The following is an 18068-nucleotide window of genomic DNA, read 5'->3' as shown; positions in this document are numbered from 1 at the left end:
GAACCAGCGACCCCCACACCCCCAGAGCGATTCTGGCCAGATTTTCTTCGTCACGGCCTGGCACTGTATGGCACTTTAGGGCACACAAGAGCGATCCGATTCTAAGATTAAGATATTGATTGGAGTCCACATTATTCCAGAAATCCGATATTGAATCCACGAATCACAGCCAGATTCGGAAAAATGCGAGATTCAGATCGGTGGCGACATGGTGGCGACAAATTGCTCAAGAGAGACCTCGGCTCACGACCAAGCTGGCAACGTCTCTTCCTATCACAGATCGTCCGCGGATACTCTATGATCCGGACTTGGCGGGCTTCGGAATTCGCATTGCGAGCCCCAGCTCACGACATCCAAACGGTGCACGAACGTGGATTGTAGAGTACCGCCCAGGTTCGGGCGGGCGCGGTGTTTCCAAGAGACGAATCTCGCTTGGTAGAGCAGACGTTGTCTCCGCAGATGAAGCCCGGCGCCGGGCTCGCGATATTCTTGCCGAGGTTTTTGCCAATGGATCCGACCCCGCCGAGACCATCGCGCGCGCTCGATCTGCCAAGAAGATAGACGATCTTCGAGACGACTATCTTTCAGCAACCAATCCATTTCGAAAGCAGAGAACTCGCGACTTATATGAGGGACTCTGGCGGTTGCACATTTCTCCGGCAATCGGTGCTATGAAAGTAGACCAAGTCACGAAGTCCAAGATCACCGAGGTACACACTCGACTGGGTCTTCGTCACCCCGCAACTGCGAACCGAGTTGTCATCCTACTTTCCCATTTCTTCGAATGGTGTCGCGAAGGAGACCGAGTACGTTTCGAGCGGAACCCTGCCCGAGGGATAAAGAAGTTCAAAATCAAGCCTCGAGAGCGCTACTTGTCACCGGAGGAGTTCGCGAGGCTGGGGGCGGCGATTACACGCGCGGAAACAATCGGAATTGAGTGGAAGCCCGATCCTGCGAAGAAGATCAAACACGCGCCGAAGCCAGAAAACAGGGTCACGAAAATCTGTCCGTTTTCCGCGGCGGCCATTCGTCTCCTCGCTTTTACCGGTGCCAGGCTGCGCGAGATTCTAAATCTTGAGTGGTCTCAGGTTGATTTGGCGCTTGGGTTGGTGCGGCTGCCTGATTCGAAGACGGGAGCAAAGACCATCATTCTGGGCGCGCCAGCGATCGAGATTCTATGTTCCCTTCAAGTGCTACGTTCAAAGGCGAAGAGCGCAAGGTTTGTGATCGAAGGAAAGAATCCGGCGAAACCGAGACCAGACTTACAAAGGCCTTGGGCTCTCGTTCGACGAGAAGCGGGTCTGTCGGACTTTCGACTCCATGATCTTCGGCATTCGTTCGCAAGCGTTGGGGTAGCATCAAACCTCGGTCTTCCGATCATTGGAGGACTTCTTGGTCACGCGGACCCGGCGACAACCGCTCGCTATGCGCACCTCGCGGTCGAGCCGCTTCGCGCGGCGAATGAGGGGATCACATCACAGATATTTGAGATGATGAATGGCTAACTTCGCAAGGATTTTGACGTGATCCCCAGCTTGGATTAGAACTGGCCGATTATTTCGCGCATAAGTGCGGTCTAAACAATGGGCTGCGTATTCGAGCCGATAAGGCTTAGTCGAACGCATAAGGCGTAGCGGAGCAGGCAATTGCTTATCAAGTTCGGCGGCGAACGCCACCGGAGTCACTTATGCTAGGGATGAGTACGGGCTCTCCCGGTTGTTGTCTTCCACTCAGGCGGCGATCTTGACGCGGGTGTGGGTCATGCTGGGGAGCAACGTCTCATTCAGAAGCTCGTCACGCATGTGAACTCTGAAACTCTCGACGTAGCGATTCTGCATCAGCCTTCCCGGCGCGATGTAATGCCACTCCATGCCGATCACCTTACAGCGTGCCAGCACGGCATTGCCGGTGGGCTCAGTACTATTGTCGCTGACGATCTGCTGGTCTTGTCATGCTGTTCGATCAGTGCGGTAGAGGGCCGTATGTAATCCGGCCTTAAGCCCCAAAACCCGACAGTCCGTAACCGGTCCGTTTAAGACAGCTTGCTGATTCGAGAGGCGTAGCTCGGCGTGATAATTGAGCGCGAACGCTGCTTGATCAGAACTTCTTCGTCACCGTGCCAATGATCTCGCGACTTGCACCATATACACAGCCGGCTGGTCCCGAGCAGCGCGCTACGTACGTCTTGTCAAAGAGGTTTGAGGCGTTGACGGCAAATCGCCAACTGGGCGTGTCGTAGTGGACCGCAGCATCGAAAAGTGTCGCAGCTTGGCCGTAGTAGACAACTGGGTTGTAGAAGCCCGGAAGGCTGCCTGCGCTCGAACTAGTGTAGCGGACGCCCGCGCCGAAGCCGAGGCCGCCAAGCGTGCCTTTGCTGATTGTGTAGTCAGCAAATAGCGACGCCTTGTACTCCGGTGTGACGGGAAGTGGAGCACCGATCTCAGCCGCAGTGTTGCTCTTGAGAACGGTAGAGTCGCTATAGCTGATGGACCCGTTTATCGAGAGCTGGTTGTGAATGCGAGCGACGAACTCGAACTCACCTCCCTTGACTTCAACTTCACCGGAAGCGGTCCCGTAGACCGGTCCGGCAGACGGGTTGGTCGAAACCACGTTTGTCTGCTTGATGTCGAAAAGGGCAGCGGTCGCGAAGATCTTGACGCCCGGGCCAAGGCTTCGACCATCAAATTTGAACCCGGCTTCCCACTGCTTCCCAGTACTTGGCTCGAACGGATTGCCTGTATTCGAGTCGGTGCCGATCTGCGGCAGGAACGAGGTTGCATAGCTCACGTAGGGAGCGATCCCTGAGGCCGTGACGTAGGTTGCGCCGACACGGTACGTGAACTTGTGCGAGGACTCGTAATTCACGGTCTCGGGATCGGTGACCAGCGTGTAAGGCGTGAGGTACGAACTATCGACCCAGTCATAGCGACCGCTTGCGAGCAGCTTGAAGCCGCCAATTCCAAGTTGATCTTGAGCGTAGATGCCCGTCTGCTTCACTCGTTGGTGGTTGTATCGCGTCGTGTAACCAAGAGTGGGTTCGACCGGGACGTAGATAGGATTGTAGAGATCAATCGTCTCATTGAACCCGGCAAATCCATAGTCTGCGACATTGTGAATGTTGCGATAGTCGATGCCGGCAATGAAGTTGCTCTCGATCGGGCCACTGCCGAGCTTCGCTTCGATCCGATTGTCTGTCGTGAAGGCTTCCACCTGCTCGCGGTAGGTGAAGTTCGACTGATAGATAGTCTTGTAATAGTTCGCCAAGGTCGAGTCAGTGGTGTTCACGAAACCACCGGAATCGTAGACTCCGTAAGGGGTCTCTTCCTTGTAATGGCTCCACCTCAGGTTCGAGACGAACTTGAATGCTGGACCGAAACTGTGCTCGAAATTGTAACCTGCCCCCCACTGATGACGTTCATATACATCGTCGGGATTCGCCGAGTTTGTCTTGCGCGACAATTGACCGTTGGGATTGGATTCAAGCGTACCGGCGACGGGCAGGAATCCCTCGGTGCCACCTGTGACCTTGTCGTACTGGTAGTAGAACAGCGGGGTAAATTGGGTATCAGCCCCCAAGTGGAACGTCGCCGTTGGCGCGACCATCACGCGCTTGGCATGAGTGAAATCAGGGTTGCCGTCGCGATCGCGGTAGAGGCCGGTGAGGCGGACATCGACTGAATCGCTGACCGGACCGGTTATCGTGGAAGCAACTTGCTTGAAGTTGTCGGTGCCGCCCTTGACCTCGAACTCGCCGCCAAATTGGCTGTCTGCGCGGCGGCTGGTCTCGTTGAAGATGCCTCCCGGAGGTGAGCTGCCATAGAGCACTGACGCTGGGCCCTTGAGTACTTCGAGAGACTGGAAGGCATAAAGGTCGAGGCCCACAGTCGAGATCGTGGTCGAAGCAGGTGCTGCCAGGCCATCGATGTATTGGGTTGGCGTGAAGCCTCGAACCGTGAAGAAATCGAAGCGAAGGTCCGGCCCATAGTTCTCGCCAAATACGCCTGCTGTGTAGCGAACAGCTTGCTGCGCGTCGGTGAAGTTGAGCAGGTCGATCTGGTCGCGTGAGACGACCGAAACGGACTGTGGTGTCTCGACCAAAGGGATGTCGGACTTGGTAGCCGTAACCGCAGCGGCCGGCACGAAGTTCTTGGCCACAACGACGATCGTGGTTTCACCATTCTCGGTCGTCTTGACTGTCTTCGGCGCGCTGCTGTCGCTCGCTTCCTGCGCATGGGCGGGAACTGCAATGACCGCACCCGCCGCTATGCCGACGAGCAAGGTCGACCGAATTCGGTTGGCTGACGTTCGAAGAGTCATGGTGACCGCCCTTTGCATTGGCTTCACGGAAGCCTGTTGCCATCGGGTATGCAGTTTGCGGCTGCTCGCTCTATGCTGCATCCGCGAAAGGGCCTGACATTGTCGCGAATGGGCCAAGCCAGCGGAGATACGTGCGAGAGGAACGCTGAGATTAGAAGTTGCTGACCTCCTTGGTCAGCTGGGTGGGTTTTGCGAACCACCTGGCCTGTAGTGGCTCGGGGATGAGCCGAATGAGCGATGAAACATGGCGCTGAAGGCGCTCGGACTCTCGTAGCCCACATCAAAGGCGACCGTGGTAACTGGTTGCCCCATTGCAAGCAGCGAAACCGCTTCCATCAGCCTGACCTGTTGTCGCCAGACCGCGAGACCCATGCCTGTCTCCTGCCTGAAGAGACGGGTAAAGGTTCGCCGGCTCATGCCTGCTAGCGAAGCATAGTCATCGAGGTCACTGTCATCCGCAGGGTTCTCAAGGATCCGCCTGCACACCCTGAGCAAACGATAGTCCGTAGGCATTTTAGCACTGAACGGAGCTACGGGCATTGCGCGAACCTCATCGATCAGAAGTTCGACGATACGCTCTTGTCTCCCACCTACATCGTGGTTGTCCTTACAGCGTATCAATTCAAGGATAAGCGCCTTGAGAAAGTCAGAAATCTCGATGACCCTGCACTCGCTTCCCGCGAGGTCGCCCAGCGCATCTTCGAAATAAAGCGTCCGGATCGAGACCGGACCTCTGCATGACACCTCGTGTAATGCGCCCGCAGGAATCCAGAGCGCGCGCTGAGGGGGGATAACGAAGCTTTCAGCATCGACAACGACCGACATCACGCCAGACGAGGCGTAGAGAAGTTGCGCGTGGCTGTGCATGTGTGGGGGGTCAACAAATCCTGCCGGGTACTCATCTTCGAGGCCGACAACGGGGCGCGTTTCGCAGGTGGTTTCATCGAACGATTTGATTGGCCCGTTCCCGTTGATCACTGCTCAAATCGACTTCACAGGCTATGCTTCTACTCTGCCGAGTCAACACCGAGCCTTGAATCCAGGGCGTCAGTTGCCCGTGCGGAATGATTTCTGGCCCGCGTCGGCAGGCACAGCTTGCAGTCGTCGTTCATTGCAAGGTGTCGACAGGCGCAACGCCGATTTGCAGGTATGAGCACGATGCCGGGGAGTTCCAGCGGAATCAGCAGACTAGCCGAACAACAGAAAGATGTTGATCCCGAAATTCGGAAATTTCTCGACCAGATCGCGGAGGATGGTGCCGAATTCGGCGGTCGGCCTGGCCTTGCGCCCGCCGAGCGACGGCTTGTCGCCGAGAAAGTTCGCAGGCGGTGGGTAGCCGGGGGACCAACCATGTCTTCCACCCAAGAGCTTAAAGTTGGTCCTCGGGAAACTCGGATTCGGATTTACCGTCCGGTTGAAGGTAGCGAGCCTATCCCGGGACTAGTTTACATGCACGGCGGCGGGTGGACGATATTCAGCCTCGATACGCACGATCGGCTCATGCGCGAATACGCGGCCCGGGCATCGATCGCTGTGATCGGCATAGATTATAGTCTGTCGCCCGAAGCGAAGTTTCCACGCGCGCTCGAGGAAATCGCTGACGTCATTTCGTGGATAAGGTCCGAGGGTGAGCAGTTCGGACTGGATCCCGGCTGTCTCGCAACCGGTGGTGATTCGGCGGGAGCCAACCTCGCATTGGCGGCAAATCTTGCATTGCGGGATAGCGGAAGAGACGTCGTCGCCGGAATGCTGCTCAACTACGGCGCGTACGACATGACCGATCGCCCTTCGCACGCGCGCTACGATGGCGACAATTTCATGCTGACGGTCGCCGAGATGGCTGACTTTTGGTCAGACTATCTGCGCAACTCGGCTGACGAGGCGAACCCACTTGCGCGCCCGCTTTTAGGTGATCTGCGAGGATTGCCTCGGGCGTTCATGTGCATCGCCGAATGTGACATCCTTGCCGATGAAAATCGGGAAATGGCCAGGCGGCTGCGCGATTCTGGCGTTCCGGTTACCGAAAGAATTTACAAGGGTGCGACGCACAGCTTCCTCGAAGCAATGAGCATCTCCAGGCTTGCGTCCAATGCTCTCGACGATGCCGCGGATTGGCTGGGCACCATTCTTGGGACGAATTCTGCGTGAGCAAACGGTTTGAAAATTGGTCCAATTCGGACGTGGTGGAACTGATCGAGACGTACCCGTTTGCCTGGATTGTCTCAAACGCCGATCGATTTCGCGCGACACCGCTCCCAATCTTACTCGAAACGAATGAGCAAGGCGCACCGATTTCACTGGTGGGCCACTTCGCAGTTTCCAACCCGCAAGTAGAAGCAGTGACTGCGGATTCGTCTGCGTTGTTTCTTTTTATGGGCCCGCACGGCTACATTTCCCCATCGATGGCGGGTCGCACGAACTGGGGACCAACTTGGAACTATGCGGCATTGCGAATCGAGGCGGAAATCGATCTTGACCCCAAGTTGAACGATGAGGTGGTCGCCAGGCTCGTCAGGAAAATGGAGCGCGACCATTCTCCTGCTTGGAGCGCAGATCAGCTTGGGGAGCGCTACAATCAATTGATCCAACGGATCATTGCCTTCCGCGCCCCAATCCGAAGGATCGATGCGCGCTTTAAACTGGGTCAGGACGAGAGCGATGATGTACTTTCAGCAATCGTCGAAAGTCTCGCTGGAAACGGCCTCGCGCATTGGATGCAGAGCTTTAATGTGAAGCGCGGCGCGGCAAAGTCAGATCAGGTCTGATGAGCAGGGCTAGCACTCACCAGCTCTGGATAGTGGTTCACAGATACCTCGGGCTCACGACTCTTGGCTTCTTGTTCATCGCTGCAGTGACAGGATGCTTCTTGTGCTTCGACAAGGCCATCGACGCCAAGCTTAATCCTGATTTGTTCTCTGCCTCATCTGTAGGAGTGCAGATTGATCCAATCGATGCTGTCACCAAGTTCGAAGCCCGTCATCCCGGAATCGAGGTCGTATCCTTCCCGCTCCGCACTGCAGTTGGACATACCATTGAGCTTGGCGTCACATCTCGAAATTCGGCATCGCCGCTAGGCTTTGATCAGGCGTTCCTGGACCCACATGACGGGCATCTCGTCGGGACCCGCAAGCTAGAACCTGGGTGGGGACGTCGCCACCTCGTCGAAGGCGTTTTCCAGTTTCACTATACTCTGCTCGCTGGAACTTGGGGCCGCTGGATAATGGGTCTGGCAGCCCTGGGATGGCTCGTTGGAAACGTCGTAGGCTTCTATCTGACATTGCCTCTGACCAAACCATTTTGGCGGCGTTGGAAGCGAATGTGGAAGATTGATGGTCGTGCGAAGCTGCGTCGTTTCATGCTGGACCTTCACCGGGCAAGCGGGTTGTGGCTCTTTATTGGCGTCGTGGTCCTCGCCTTCACTTCTGTATGCATGAACTTCTTTGATGAGGCCTTCACGCCAGCTGTTGAGGCAATATCTCCTGCGCGGGAATCTCCATTCGACCAACCTGAACCCGAGATCCTGAGCAAGCAGCCAATTGGATTTTCGAAAGCCCTCAAGGAGGCGAATGCGGCAGCCTTGGCTGACGGCGTTCAATGGAAACCAGCCAAGCTCAGCTACATTGGATCTCGGGATCTATATGGACTTATGTTTACGCCCTCGGGAGTCGAGAACTATCGTTGGTTGGGTCCCATTACCTACTATGTGAGCGGTGCCGACGGACATCTCGAATATATCGATAGCCCGTATTCCGACAGCGCGGGTCGAAAGCTCAGTCGATCTCTCTATCCTCTTCACAGCGGTGAAGTGATTGGTCCAATCGGCGTCGCGATCATCTTCTTGCTTGGTCTTGCTACGGCAGAGATGTGCGTGAGCGGTGTCTACACTTGGTGGAAGAAGCGCCAGTCTCGGTTGGAAACCAATCGCCTGAGGCAATCCTCAGCGGGTTCATCGTGAGGCGGCGAAGCTTCCTAGCTGGTGTAGCACTTGCAGCAGTCTCGGCTGGAGCGCGAGCATGGCCGGTCCCAGCGTGTAAATTGCCACGGCCACCTGTCACTCCAAAGCATCCCTGCCGGATTGAACAACTAGGGCGAGTTCGAGTCGACGACTACGCCTGGCTCAAGCCAGAAAACTGGAAGGACGTCTGGCGTGATCCAACGACGCTCGACCAGGGAATAGGGGCCTATCTCGCGCAAGAGAATGCCTACAGCAGCCAGGTGCTTAAACCGACAGTCCAGCTGCAACACGAATTGGTTCAGGATATGATTGCTAGGACAGGCTCCGATCCTGCTCCACTCCCAGAGTTCGATGCCAACTGGGCCTATATCACTCGCTTCTCGCCTGGAGCGCAGTACCCGACATATCTGCGTCGTCCGCGCAAAGGTACGAAAGAAACCGTACTCCTGGACGTGGCGGCGCGGGCAGATAGCCGACCCTACTTTTCCGTGAGGAACGTCACACACAGTCCGGACCAGTCGTTGTTTGCATGGGCAGAAGACACGACTGGATCAGAGAAGTTCACGATCCAGGTAAAAGACATCCTGACAGGCAATCTGATGCCCGATCCACCGACCAGCGCGTTCGGCGACTTCGTCTTTTCCCCCGACTCAAAGTGGCTGTTCTGGGTCTGGCGCGACGCAAACAGTCGTCCCGCGCGCCTCTATCGTCGCTTGGCTCGAGGTGGGCATGATGAACTCGTCTATGAGGAGAAAGACCCCGCCTATCTGCTCGAGGTACTGGCAAGCGCTTCGCGCCAATATCTCTTCATCCGATGCTGGAACGATGTGACGAGCGAGGTGCGAATCATTTCTGGCAATGATCCGACCAGCGAGCCCACTCTCGTTGCGCTGCGGCAAGTTGGAATTTTCTATGACGTCGAACATTGGCGCGATGATTTCGTGATCCGCACCAACGCTGACGGTGCAGAAGATTTCAAAATCATGCGCACGCCGATTTCGACGCCGCAAAGGGAACACTGGCAGCCGTGGATTCCCGTCAGGCCGGGGCGCTTCATAACGGAATTGAAGCCCTTTGCAGGACATCTGGTTTGGTTGGAGCGCGTGGAAGGCAATGCCCATGTGAACGCGGTTGGGGCGGATCGGAGCCAACCGTATCAACCCATAAGGTTCGACGAACCTGCATATTCGCTTAGTTTGGTGCCATCGGAATACGCTCGTGATACGCTTCGACTGAAGTACCAGTCTCCGCGGACTCCCGAGCAATGGTTGTCGTGTGACCTGACGACAGGAAAGAGACGGCTCCTTGCTCGGACGGAGCTCTCAAAGGGATATTCATCCAGCGATTATGTAGTCGCGCGGCTCCATGCGACAGCGCCAGACGGTGCTCAGGTTCCGATCACGGTGCTTCGATCGAAGAAGACGAAACTCGATGGTAGCGCTCCGTTGCTGCTGACTGGCTATGGTGCCTATGGCTACAGTTACGAAACCGGGTTCTCGCTCCCGCTCATCTCCCTAATCGACCGCGGCTGGATCTGGGCGGTCGCACATGTGCGCGGCGGGTCAGAAAAGGGTTGGCAGTGGTTTGAGCAAGCTCGACGCTTTTCGAAGAAGACCAGCTTTACTGACTTTATTGCCTGCGCCGAAGAGCTCATCACGCAGAGGCATGCCGCCAAAAAGCGCATCGTTTTACACGGGTACTCAGCCGGCGGATTGCTCGTCGGAGCAGCTGAGAATATGCGGCCGGATATGTGGGGAGCAGTCATTGGCCAAGCACCCTTCGTAGATATGCTCAACACCATGAGTGACGCGACGCATCCTCTCGTTCCCCTTACACGTCCGGTATGGGGTGACCCTTTGAGTGATCCAAAAGCTTACGACTACATCGCCAGCTACTCGCCGTACGACAACGTCAGACCTGAGGCCTATCCACCTACGCTAGCGACCACGGCAATTGCAGATGACCGGGTAGGTTTCTGGGAGCCGGCAAAGTGGATCGCAAAGCTCCGTGAGTTGTCGACAAGCGATCAACCAATGTTGCTCCACACCGAAATGGCGGGTGGACACCATGGAGCCGGAGGTCGCTTCGAGGAGTATACGCAAGTTTCGCGAATGTACGCCTTCGCAATCGAGGCCTTGAGACCTTGAGAGGAGCTCCAATTACGACCTGTCAGAACCAGGATCTTCACCCGAAGTGACGTTTAGCTAGAGACCCAATTGCGGACATTCTACATTCTCAGCCCTGAGAACCAAAGGCCGACAGTCCGCAAATGGCCCAGAAGCGGAATGGCCGCATTGGCGAAGATCCAGGTTCCGATCTCTTGTTTGTGGCGGCTTGATCTCTCCAATGCTAGGTCCCGGATGCTCGCAACCGAATGCGAACTATTTGGGGGGATTGGTTGGAATGGTGGACTATCGTGATCGACTGACCCTATTCCCATTGCTGCACGACCGGGCCGTTGGCCTTTGCGCCAAACCCATTGGACTGCCTCCCGTTAGGTTATTCCCGACCCTCATCGCCTTGCTCATTGTATTGATTGCCTCACCTGCGGCTCATGCGCGGGACCGTTGGACCCCCGAGCAAGCTCAACAATGGTATGCCGCACAGCAATGGCACGTGGGCGCAAACTACTTACCCTCGAACGCGATCAACCAGTTGGAGATGTGGCAAGCCGACACCTTCGATCCGGTTGAGATCGACAAGGAATTCGGCTGGGCGCAGCAGATCGGGATGACCAGCATGCGCGTCTTCCTGCACGACCTGCTTTGGCGGCAGGATCGTGCGGGCCTGGTGAAGAGAATGAACACCCTACTCGACATTGCCGACCGGCATCACATCAAGATCTTGTTCGTGCTTTTCGATAGCTGTTGGGATCCGCATCCCAAGCTGGGGCCACAGCATCCCCCAATACCTGGTGTCCATAACTCTGGATGGGTTCAGTCTCCGGGCACGGATGCGCTTCAGGATCCAGCACAGATTCCGCGGCTGGAAGCCTATGTGAAGGGCATCATCGGCACGTTCGCGCACGACAAGCGCATTCTTGGCTGGGATCTTTGGAACGAACCGGACAACCTCGCGAGCCAGTACCCTGGGCAACCATCTGACAAGGTGCAGCTGGTAGAAAAGCTACTTCCGGAAGTATTTGAATGGGCTCGCAGCGTCGACCCTGAGCAACCGCTTACGAGCGGCGTCTGGGGAGGCTATGTGGCCGATTGGTCGGATCCCGAGCAGCTGATCCCTATGGAAAAGATCCAGCTCGCCCAATCTGACGTCATTAGTTTCCATGACTATGGATGGCCCGAGAGCATGCGGGCTCGCATAAAGCAACTCGAGACGTACGGCCGCCCGGTGTTTTGCACGGAGTACATGGCACGTGGCGCGGGCTCGACATTCGATGGATCGCTACCGGTCGGCTGGAAGCACGATGTTGCCATGTTCAACTGGGGGTTCGTGAGAGGAAAAGAGCAAACATGGCTACCTTGGGACAGCTGGGAACGTCCCTATGTCCTGAGCGAACCGTCGGTATGGTTTCACGATGTCCTCTACCGCGACGGACGACCATACCGTGAGGCCGAAGTGGAGCTGATCCATCACCTTTCGCAAACTCCGCCACCGGCCCAATATGGTGGGGATTAGGAATGGATTGCCCACAGCATGGACTAAGAGAACGGCAGTTAGGAGTGTTTCGCGGTCCGATTCTGCGCAAGGTTCGATTTATTTAATCGCTTTTCAATTCCTAAGAACCGAAGGCAAATGGAACACCAGCGCGTGGGACCGAGACAAATTGTCTGGTAGTTCGATTGTTAATCCGCCCGCTTCTCGCCTGAATGGAAGCGGTGCCGCTTCTCCCAGTAGCCTGACAAACTGGACTGCGCTTGTATCTATCGCATTCAAGCGGACTTTGCGGTCTGCGGGAAGGCCGAGTGCGATTGCGTAGAGATCATCATCCTTGCGGGTATAGCGAATGTCGGCTGCCGTGAACGGCTCGTTCGAATGCTCGTCCATCATCCCGCCCGGAACTTTCGTTGGTCCTTCCCCAAAAATCGGCGCAGGTCTCGAGCCAAAAATCGCCTCGGAGTTGATTTGCATCCAGTCGCCGATCTGATCGAGGATCGCGTGTTCATCCGCATCGAGCATCCCGTCTGGCCGGATCGGTATGCTCAGCATGAGGTTGCCGTTCTTGGAGACGGTATCGCATAGCCGGTGGATGACGGTAGTTGCGGTCTTGTATTCGTGGCGCATGTAAACGCCTTCGTCATAGAACCAGTCCCCGATGCAGGTATCAGACTGCCATGGTTCCTTAGCAATCTCTGAAAGATTCCCGCGTTCGACATCGTCTATCACTGCTGCAGCCTTTTCAGGCGGCAATTCCTTGGCGGTAGCGGCAACTTGGTTGGGTACGCCGTGCCATTCGATCCCTCGATTATAAAGATGCGCAGTTACATCGAGCCCGGCCTGGCCAAGCGGAAGGTCGCCAGTGTCGTCGAAATAAAGCAGGTCTGGGCGATAGCGGTCGATCGCATCGATCGCTCGTGCCTTCCAGAGTTCAGCGAAGTAGGGGTTGTGCGGCGGCGAAGCTTCTGTCCAGACGCGATCGTGCGCTTCATGCCAATCATTGGCTTGTTTGATCGAAGTCATACCGGGCGGCAATGGCATGCTACGCCCAGTGTAGAGTGCTTGTGGGTCCAACCCCTCCCACGATTTGCCCCTGCCGTCTGACTTTGTCAGGCGCCACGCGTCGTAGCGAGCGCCTTTCAGCGGCCCCTCGGGATCATAACCATAGGCGGGCTGGAACCAGTGCCAGGCGTGCGAGCCGTGGTTGGAGATCGCAAATTTCATCCCTCGCTCGCGAACCAACCTCTCCCAAGTGCCGACTACATCCCGTTTCGGGCCGATCCGCGTCGCATTCCACGGGTGATGAGTCGACGCGAAAGTGTCGAAGTTGTCGTGGTGAACCGCAAGCGCCATGAAATACTTCGCACCTGCCCTCTGGTAGAGATCGAGCAGCTTTTCCGGCTCCCAACGTTCGGCAGTCCAACCGTCCAGCAGGTCGACGTAGCCTGTCCGGCTCGGATGCCCGTAGTGTTTCAGGTGATGGCGGTATTTCCAGTCACCTTGGAGGTACATGCGTCGTCCGTACCAATCGCCTGCCATTGGTACGCACTGCGGCCCCCAGTGTGCCCAGATGCCGAACTTAGCGTCGCGAAACCAATCTGGAACTGCGAACTTGCTGGTAAGCGATGCCCAGGTTGGCTCAAAAACAGGAGCTTCGGCGCCAAGTGCTGTCGTTGATATGTGGGAGGCTCCGAGACCTGCAGAGAGGCCACCAAGAAAATCTCGCCTACTGGTCTTGATTGAGTTCATCGAACGATCAATCGGGACGCGCGTCTGCGCGATCAGACCACGCGCCGATCTTGCGAAGGTATTCTTCGTGCGTCGGCAGGCGCGCTGCGGTCCCGCGATAAGCGGTATGGATGTCGTCGAGTGCCTTGTCGACATGCTCCACGACCAGCCCGTCGACCACCTGGTCCGGTCGCTCAGGCCAAACCTCTTGCCCAAACAGTACTGCCGCCCAACTCGGGGTCACGAAAATGTCCGCTTCCTTAGGGAAAATCCGCCCATGGACTTGCCACAAGTCGAGCCGATGTTGGAGCGAGTCCGGAACCTCCATCGCCTGCATCGCACGCCAGAACTCGCTATCCTCTCTCCGGTTGGCCTTGTAGTGCATGATCACGAAATCGCGCACGTATTCATAGGTCTGGCGTAAATTGGCGTTGTACTCGTCGCGCTCGGCCGGGTTGATCCGCCTTTCCGGGAAAAGGGCTACGAATCGCAGGACGCCTTGCTGGATCAAGTGGATGCTTGTGGATTCCAGCGGTTCGATAAAACCGGACGAAAGCCCCAACGAGATCACGTTGTGGTTCCATGCCTTCTTGCGCATTCCGGTCGAGAACTTGAGGAGGCGTGGCTCGGCAAGTGCCTCGCCGTCGACGTTTTCCATGAGGATGCGTTCAGCTTCGTCGGCATCCATGTAGGAACTACAGAACACGTGGCCATTGCCGGTGCGGTGCTGCAACGGGATGCGCCATTGCCAGCCTGCTGCATGGGCTGTTGCCCGGGTGTGAGGATGCAGGGCACCTACATTGGAGGTGGGCATCGCCAATGCCCGATCCATCGGCAGCCATTGGCTCCAGTCTTCGTAGCCTGTTTCGAGCGCCTCTTCGATCAGAAGTCCGCGGAATCCGGAACAATCGAGGAAGATATCGCCATCGATTCCGGTTCCGTCTTCAAGCTCAACTGACGCTACATCGCCACTCTCGCCGTTGCGGTGGACTTTGACGATGCGACCTTCCTGCCGTTTGACGCCCTGATGCTCTGCGCGTCGACGCAAGTATGCCGCATAGAGAGTGGCATCGAAGTGAAACGCGTAGCCGATGTGAGCCAAGGGTGTTTGTTCGTTCCGTCCTGGCTTGGCAAAGCGACCTGCGCGAGCGGCCGCCGCACTCATCGAATACTCGTCGAATTGTCCGCTCTTTTGTCGCGATCTTGCGCTGTACCAAAGCTGATGAAACGGGATCCCGTGAAAGTCCTGCCCAAAGGCACCGAATGGATGCATGTATCGGCTGTTTGGGCTGCCCCAACCCACGAACTCGATCGCGGTCTTATAGGTCGCGCGCGTTTCGCGCATGAATTCTTCTTCGGGAATCCCCATCATCGAGTTGAAACCGACGATCGGCGGGATTGTCGCCTCCCCAACTCCGACGGTGCCAATCGCATCGGATTCGACCAACGTGATCGAACAGGTAGAGGAGCCGAAGAATCGGGAAAGTGCGGTAGCCGCCATCCAACCGGCGGTCCCGCCGCCGACGATTACAACTCGCGTCACCGCGTCGGCGTCTCGGCTGGTCGGTCGTCTATCCATCGGCTTGGCTCGTTCCCTTACCTTGACCCAAAGCTGCAAACTTCGCGAACATGTCGGCAAAGGTCAGCCGCGTGTCAATCGAGCGGTAGACGCGCATTGGCCGGCCACTTGCTTGCAGAATGTAACTTCCGTTCGCCGCAATAAGCGGTGTCGAACGAACCACATAGCTGCTCGACGAAGTATCCGGTTCGAACGCGCTGAGAAGCGCCGTCAGTGTCACGAGCGGGGAATCGCCAAGGATGTACGTCTCGCCCATCTGATCGTCCCACCTCGAGCGGACACTATCCAGAGAGGTGACTAGGAACGAGCCGAGCGAGCCGGCTTCTGCCAGCCTTGCTCGCAGCTCTGCCATCGACACCACTGCCAGCCGATAGACGTTGCGTGGCACCTGCCAGATTTCGATATCGCTGGCATTGAAGATCGTCCGCACGGCTGCGAGGTCGATCGTCATGTTGTACTCCGGCGCGGTTTTGAGCAGCGCAGGGGCGGTGAGCTGCGGCCACTCCATCCCGCCGATCCACACCAGCCTTATCCTTCGGCCGATGCTGGGGGCTATGCGCACAGCTTCTGCCAACTCGGTCAGTCCGGCGCCAGCTGCATAAACTAGCGGTACGGAAGTGTCCGAGCGATTGGCTTCGGCAATGATCCGATCGGTTACAACAGTGCGTTGCGGTCTTGCGCTTGGCACTGGGGATGCATTTCGTCCGGCCAGAATCTCCGGCGCGCGAGCAAGTTTCATCGCCGCGACCAAAGCATGCGCACGCGCGGCGGCATTGTCGGCTTGCAGTTCTGAGTGATCGAGGAAATCGTCTCGATGTATGTGCGATCCGATTACGAAGGGGATTGCTATTGATGGAGAAAGCAAGTGGTGTGCTAGCTGGAACAGACCGTCGGGGTCGCCCGAAAAATCGTTGTCGATGATGACCCTCTGGCGAGGTCTAGGCGACTTTGCGAATGACACCGGACAGATTAATTGTCCGGCAAGAAATCCGACTGAGGCGAGGAAATTTCGCCGATGGACCGCGGTGGCACAAGCCACATCCTTTGACATGATTGCTTATCTCCTCTCGCTTGACATATTTTGTAGGACAAAATAGCCTTCCGGAAAAGTGGGAAGGTTGTCATGCGAACGCTCTTGAACTCGGCTCTGTCGATTGCATTGTTGATGGCTGCCGGTTCAGCTTCTGCGAATTCGACCGATTGTGTTGGCTGTAATCCGATTTTCCGCGACGAGTTCACCGCCGATCCGGCACCGCTGGTAGTGGGCGATACGCTCTATCTCTATGCTGGTCACGACGAAGGCGACCAGAACTTTAAGATGAATGACTGGGTCGTATATTCGACCAAGGATATGCGCCATTGGGCCAACCGGGGCGTGATAATGAAGCCGACCGACTTTGCATGGGCGTCTGGCGAAGCATGGGCGACGCAGATGATCGAGAAGAACGGCAAGTTCTTCTTCTATATGACGGTCGAACACGACAAGAGCGATCCGGGCAAGGCGATTGGGGTGGCGCAATGCGCTTCGCCCGTCGGCCCCTGCCATGATGCACGCGGCTCGGCTCTCGTTCTCGACAACAAGGCGACTTGGCGCACTTGGAGCGATATCGATCCTACGGTGTTTATCGACGACGATGGGACCGGCTGGCTCGCGTGGGGCAATTCCAACCTCTATCTCGCCAAGCTCAAGCCGAACATGATCGAGCTGGATGGCGAGCCCCAGGAGCTGCATGTCACCAACTACCTGGAAGGTCCCTGGTTGCATAGGCGAGGAAAGCTTTATTACCTGACTTATGCTTCGATCATCGAAGGCAAGCAGAAGAACGAGCGCATCTCTTACGCCACCGCGCCGTCGGTTGAAGGGCCGTGGACATTTCGCGGTGAACTGACCGGCAGGGCGACCAACAGTTTCACGATCCACCCGGGCATCGCGAAATTCAAAGGGCGTTGGTACTTCTTCTACCACAACGGCACGCTTACAATCGATGGCGTCAAGGGCATGCAATTCCGCCGTTCGGTCGCAGTCGAGAACCTGCGCTACGACAAAAATGGCCTCATGAAGCCGATCGTCCAGACGCGTGAAGGCGTGACGCTTCCACCCGGAGGCAAGGGGACTCCCACTGGCTGATTGCCGGACATGCCACTCGAAGTTCAAAAGAGGCAAAGACCATGATCAGAATTTTCTGCGCCGCTTCCCTCCTGGGGCTGGCAATCCCTGCACCGCTGATGGCCGCCAGTCAGCCGAGCGATACCCAAACATCAACGACAAACGGTGCAACTGGCGACACGCTGACCTCGAAGGGCGTGAAGGGCGCGATCACACTCAACGTAAGCCCCGATCGCGAGGACAAGCGCCTAAGCGTCAGAATCGTGGCCGCGAACTGGAGCGATACCTCGCAGCAGTTCGGGCCAAGCTCGATTTCGATCACTGTCGACCAAAAGGCGGTAAACGTTGCTACCGTCGACGATCTGTTGGGCCGGTCTCGCAGCCACGGTACAAGCGACAGCACCTTGGCCCGCGCTGCTAGTGCTCCCAATTTCGCCGGCTTTGGGGCCGGTGGCAGTGCAAACGGAGCAAACGCCGCTAGCACGACGGATTTCACGACGGGAGCTAAGAGCGACAACAGTGATCGGACCGGGGTCAAGGCGGGTATTCCCGGCGAGAGATATGCCGACGAAGAGGCGGTCGAAGAATCGGACCAGGCCCGTCAGCTGCGCGCGTCCATGCTGGGCGAGAGCGAGATCACGCCGCATGGAAGCCACGGCGGTGCATTCCTGACAGATCGCGTTTCACGCCGGGCAAAGGTCGCGACGATCAATGTGGCCTTCGCTGGCGAAGTCCACCATTTCGTGGTCGCGCTTCGCTGAGTTGCG

General features: G+C 56.9%; 14 protein-coding genes and 2 pseudogenes. 9 read left to right on the top strand and 7 right to left on the bottom strand.

Features of this window, described 5'->3' with window-relative positions:
• Positions 1 to 200: 200 nt before the first annotated feature.
• Positions 201 to 518: pseudogene (locus CJO11_RS13480) on the top strand (Arm DNA-binding domain-containing protein); the annotation flags it as partial.
• A gap of 350 nt (positions 519 to 868) precedes the next feature.
• On the opposite strand, the gene CJO11_RS13355 reads toward CJO11_RS13480, so the two are convergent.
• Positions 869 to 1027 carry a hypothetical protein gene (locus CJO11_RS13355; RefSeq protein ID WP_240504593.1) on the bottom strand — a complete coding sequence of 53 codons (159 nt, stop codon included), beginning with the start codon at positions 1025 to 1027 and terminating at the stop codon, positions 869 to 871.
• Here CJO11_RS13355 and CJO11_RS13475 point away from each other — a divergent pair.
• On the top strand, positions 963 to 1505 hold the full coding sequence (locus tag CJO11_RS13475; protein WP_420823150.1) for a site-specific integrase: 543 nt from the start codon (positions 963 to 965) through the stop codon (positions 1503 to 1505). The genes CJO11_RS13355 and CJO11_RS13475 overlap by 65 nt on opposite strands.
• Before the next feature lie 108 nt (positions 1506 to 1613).
• Here CJO11_RS13475 and CJO11_RS06235 read toward each other — a convergent pair.
• The 3 genes and pseudogenes from CJO11_RS06235 to CJO11_RS06225 all read right to left on the bottom strand — a co-directional run.
• Positions 1614 to 1984 (bottom strand): annotated as a pseudogene (locus CJO11_RS06235) (integrase core domain-containing protein); the annotation flags it as partial.
• A 113-nt stretch (positions 1985 to 2097) separates the two neighbouring features.
• Positions 2098 to 4317, bottom strand: a complete 2220-nt coding sequence (locus CJO11_RS06230; RefSeq protein ID WP_095011936.1) for a TonB-dependent siderophore receptor — start codon at positions 4315 to 4317, stop codon at positions 2098 to 2100.
• A gap of 174 nt (positions 4318 to 4491) precedes the next feature.
• The gene (locus CJO11_RS06225; protein ID WP_240504592.1) at positions 4492 to 5295 is read right to left on the bottom strand and encodes an AraC family transcriptional regulator; all 804 of its coding nucleotides are present in this window, start codon (positions 5293 to 5295) and stop codon (positions 4492 to 4494) included.
• Positions 5296 to 5466: 171 nt separating this feature from the next.
• On the opposite strand from CJO11_RS06225, the gene CJO11_RS06220 reads away from it, so the two are divergent.
• From CJO11_RS06220 to CJO11_RS06200, 5 genes are all read left to right on the top strand, one after another.
• Positions 5467 to 6465 carry an alpha/beta hydrolase fold domain-containing protein gene (locus CJO11_RS06220; protein ID WP_240504591.1) on the top strand — a complete coding sequence of 333 codons (999 nt, stop codon included), beginning with the start codon at positions 5467 to 5469 and terminating at the stop codon, positions 6463 to 6465.
• Positions 6462 to 7082: an FMN-binding negative transcriptional regulator gene (locus tag CJO11_RS06215; protein ID WP_205651112.1), complete on the top strand. Its 621-nt coding sequence runs from the start codon at positions 6462 to 6464 to the stop codon at positions 7080 to 7082. The genes CJO11_RS06220 and CJO11_RS06215 overlap by 4 nt, the downstream gene beginning before the upstream one ends.
• A complete protein-coding gene (locus CJO11_RS06210) occupies positions 7082 to 8272 on the top strand; it encodes a PepSY-associated TM helix domain-containing protein (protein WP_095011934.1) in 1191 nt (396 codons plus the stop codon). The genes CJO11_RS06215 and CJO11_RS06210 overlap by 1 nt, the downstream gene beginning before the upstream one ends.
• 80 nt (positions 8273 to 8352) lie before the next feature.
• A complete protein-coding gene (locus CJO11_RS06205) occupies positions 8353 to 10419 on the top strand; it encodes a S9 family peptidase (protein WP_169829143.1) in 2067 nt (688 codons plus the stop codon).
• Positions 10420 to 10675: 256 nt separating this feature from the next.
• Positions 10676 to 11908, top strand: coding sequence for a cellulase family glycosylhydrolase (locus tag CJO11_RS06200; RefSeq protein ID WP_150124985.1), 1233 nt, complete (start codon positions 10676 to 10678; stop codon positions 11906 to 11908).
• Positions 11909 to 12001: 93 nt separating this feature from the next.
• On the opposite strand, the gene CJO11_RS06195 is transcribed toward CJO11_RS06200, so the two are convergent.
• Genes CJO11_RS06195 through CJO11_RS06185 form a run of 3 tightly spaced genes read right to left on the bottom strand, consistent with a single transcriptional unit; the run spans position 12002 to position 16245 of the window.
• The gene (locus CJO11_RS06195; protein ID WP_095011932.1) at positions 12002 to 13636 is read right to left on the bottom strand and encodes an alpha-L-fucosidase; all 1635 of its coding nucleotides are present in this window, start codon (positions 13634 to 13636) and stop codon (positions 12002 to 12004) included.
• Between the two features lie 7 nt (positions 13637 to 13643).
• Positions 13644 to 15194: a tryptophan halogenase family protein gene (locus CJO11_RS06190; RefSeq protein WP_095011931.1), complete on the bottom strand. Its 1551-nt coding sequence runs from the start codon at positions 15192 to 15194 to the stop codon at positions 13644 to 13646.
• Complete coding sequence (locus CJO11_RS06185; protein WP_095011930.1) at positions 15187 to 16245, bottom strand: nucleoside hydrolase; 1059 nt, start codon at positions 16243 to 16245, stop codon at positions 15187 to 15189. The genes CJO11_RS06190 and CJO11_RS06185 overlap by 8 nt, the downstream gene beginning before the upstream one ends.
• Positions 16246 to 16317: 72 nt before the next feature.
• On the opposite strand from CJO11_RS06185, the gene CJO11_RS06180 reads away from it, so the two are divergent.
• On the top strand, positions 16318 to 17322 hold the full coding sequence (locus tag CJO11_RS06180) for a glycoside hydrolase family 43 protein (protein WP_095011929.1): 1005 nt from the start codon (positions 16318 to 16320) through the stop codon (positions 17320 to 17322).
• A 41-nt stretch (positions 17323 to 17363) separates the two neighbouring features.
• The gene (locus CJO11_RS06175; RefSeq protein ID WP_095011928.1) at positions 17364 to 18062 is read left to right on the top strand and encodes a hypothetical protein; all 699 of its coding nucleotides are present in this window, start codon (positions 17364 to 17366) and stop codon (positions 18060 to 18062) included.
• Positions 18063 to 18068: the final 6 nt, after the last annotated feature.

This window comes from Tsuneonella mangrovi, from assembly GCF_002269345.1.
Classification (GTDB): Bacteria; Pseudomonadota; Alphaproteobacteria; order Sphingomonadales; family Sphingomonadaceae; genus Tsuneonella; species Tsuneonella mangrovi.
Note: the sequence above shows the minus strand (reverse complement) of the source record. Positions and strands in the feature narration are given on the sequence as shown.

Bases quoted from the DNA above. Each gene is read 5' to 3' on its own strand.
- CJO11_RS06220 (WP_240504591.1), top strand. From the start codon at position 5,467: ATGAGCACGATGCCGGGGAGTTCCAGCGGAATCAGCAGACTAGCCGAA.
- CJO11_RS06180 (WP_095011929.1), top strand. From the start codon at position 16,318: ATGCGAACGCTCTTGAACTCGGCTCTGTCGATTGCATTGTTGATGGCT.
- CJO11_RS06200 (WP_150124985.1), top strand. From the start codon at position 10,676: ATGGTGGACTATCGTGATCGACTGACCCTATTCCCATTGCTGCACGAC.
- CJO11_RS06175 (WP_095011928.1), top strand. From the start codon at position 17,364: ATGATCAGAATTTTCTGCGCCGCTTCCCTCCTGGGGCTGGCAATCCCT.
- CJO11_RS06195 (WP_095011932.1), bottom strand. From the start codon at position 13,636: ATGAACTCAATCAAGACCAGTAGGCGAGATTTTCTTGGTGGCCTCTCT.
- CJO11_RS13355 (WP_240504593.1), bottom strand. From the start codon at position 1,027: ATGGCCGCCGCGGAAAACGGACAGATTTTCGTGACCCTGTTTTCTGGC.
- CJO11_RS06230 (WP_095011936.1), bottom strand. From the start codon at position 4,317: ATGACTCTTCGAACGTCAGCCAACCGAATTCGGTCGACCTTGCTCGTC.
- CJO11_RS06210 (WP_095011934.1), top strand. From the start codon at position 7,082: ATGAGCAGGGCTAGCACTCACCAGCTCTGGATAGTGGTTCACAGATAC.
- CJO11_RS06190 (WP_095011931.1), bottom strand. From the start codon at position 15,194: ATGGATAGACGACCGACCAGCCGAGACGCCGACGCGGTGACGCGAGTT.
- CJO11_RS06185 (WP_095011930.1), bottom strand. From the start codon at position 16,245: ATGTCAAAGGATGTGGCTTGTGCCACCGCGGTCCATCGGCGAAATTTC.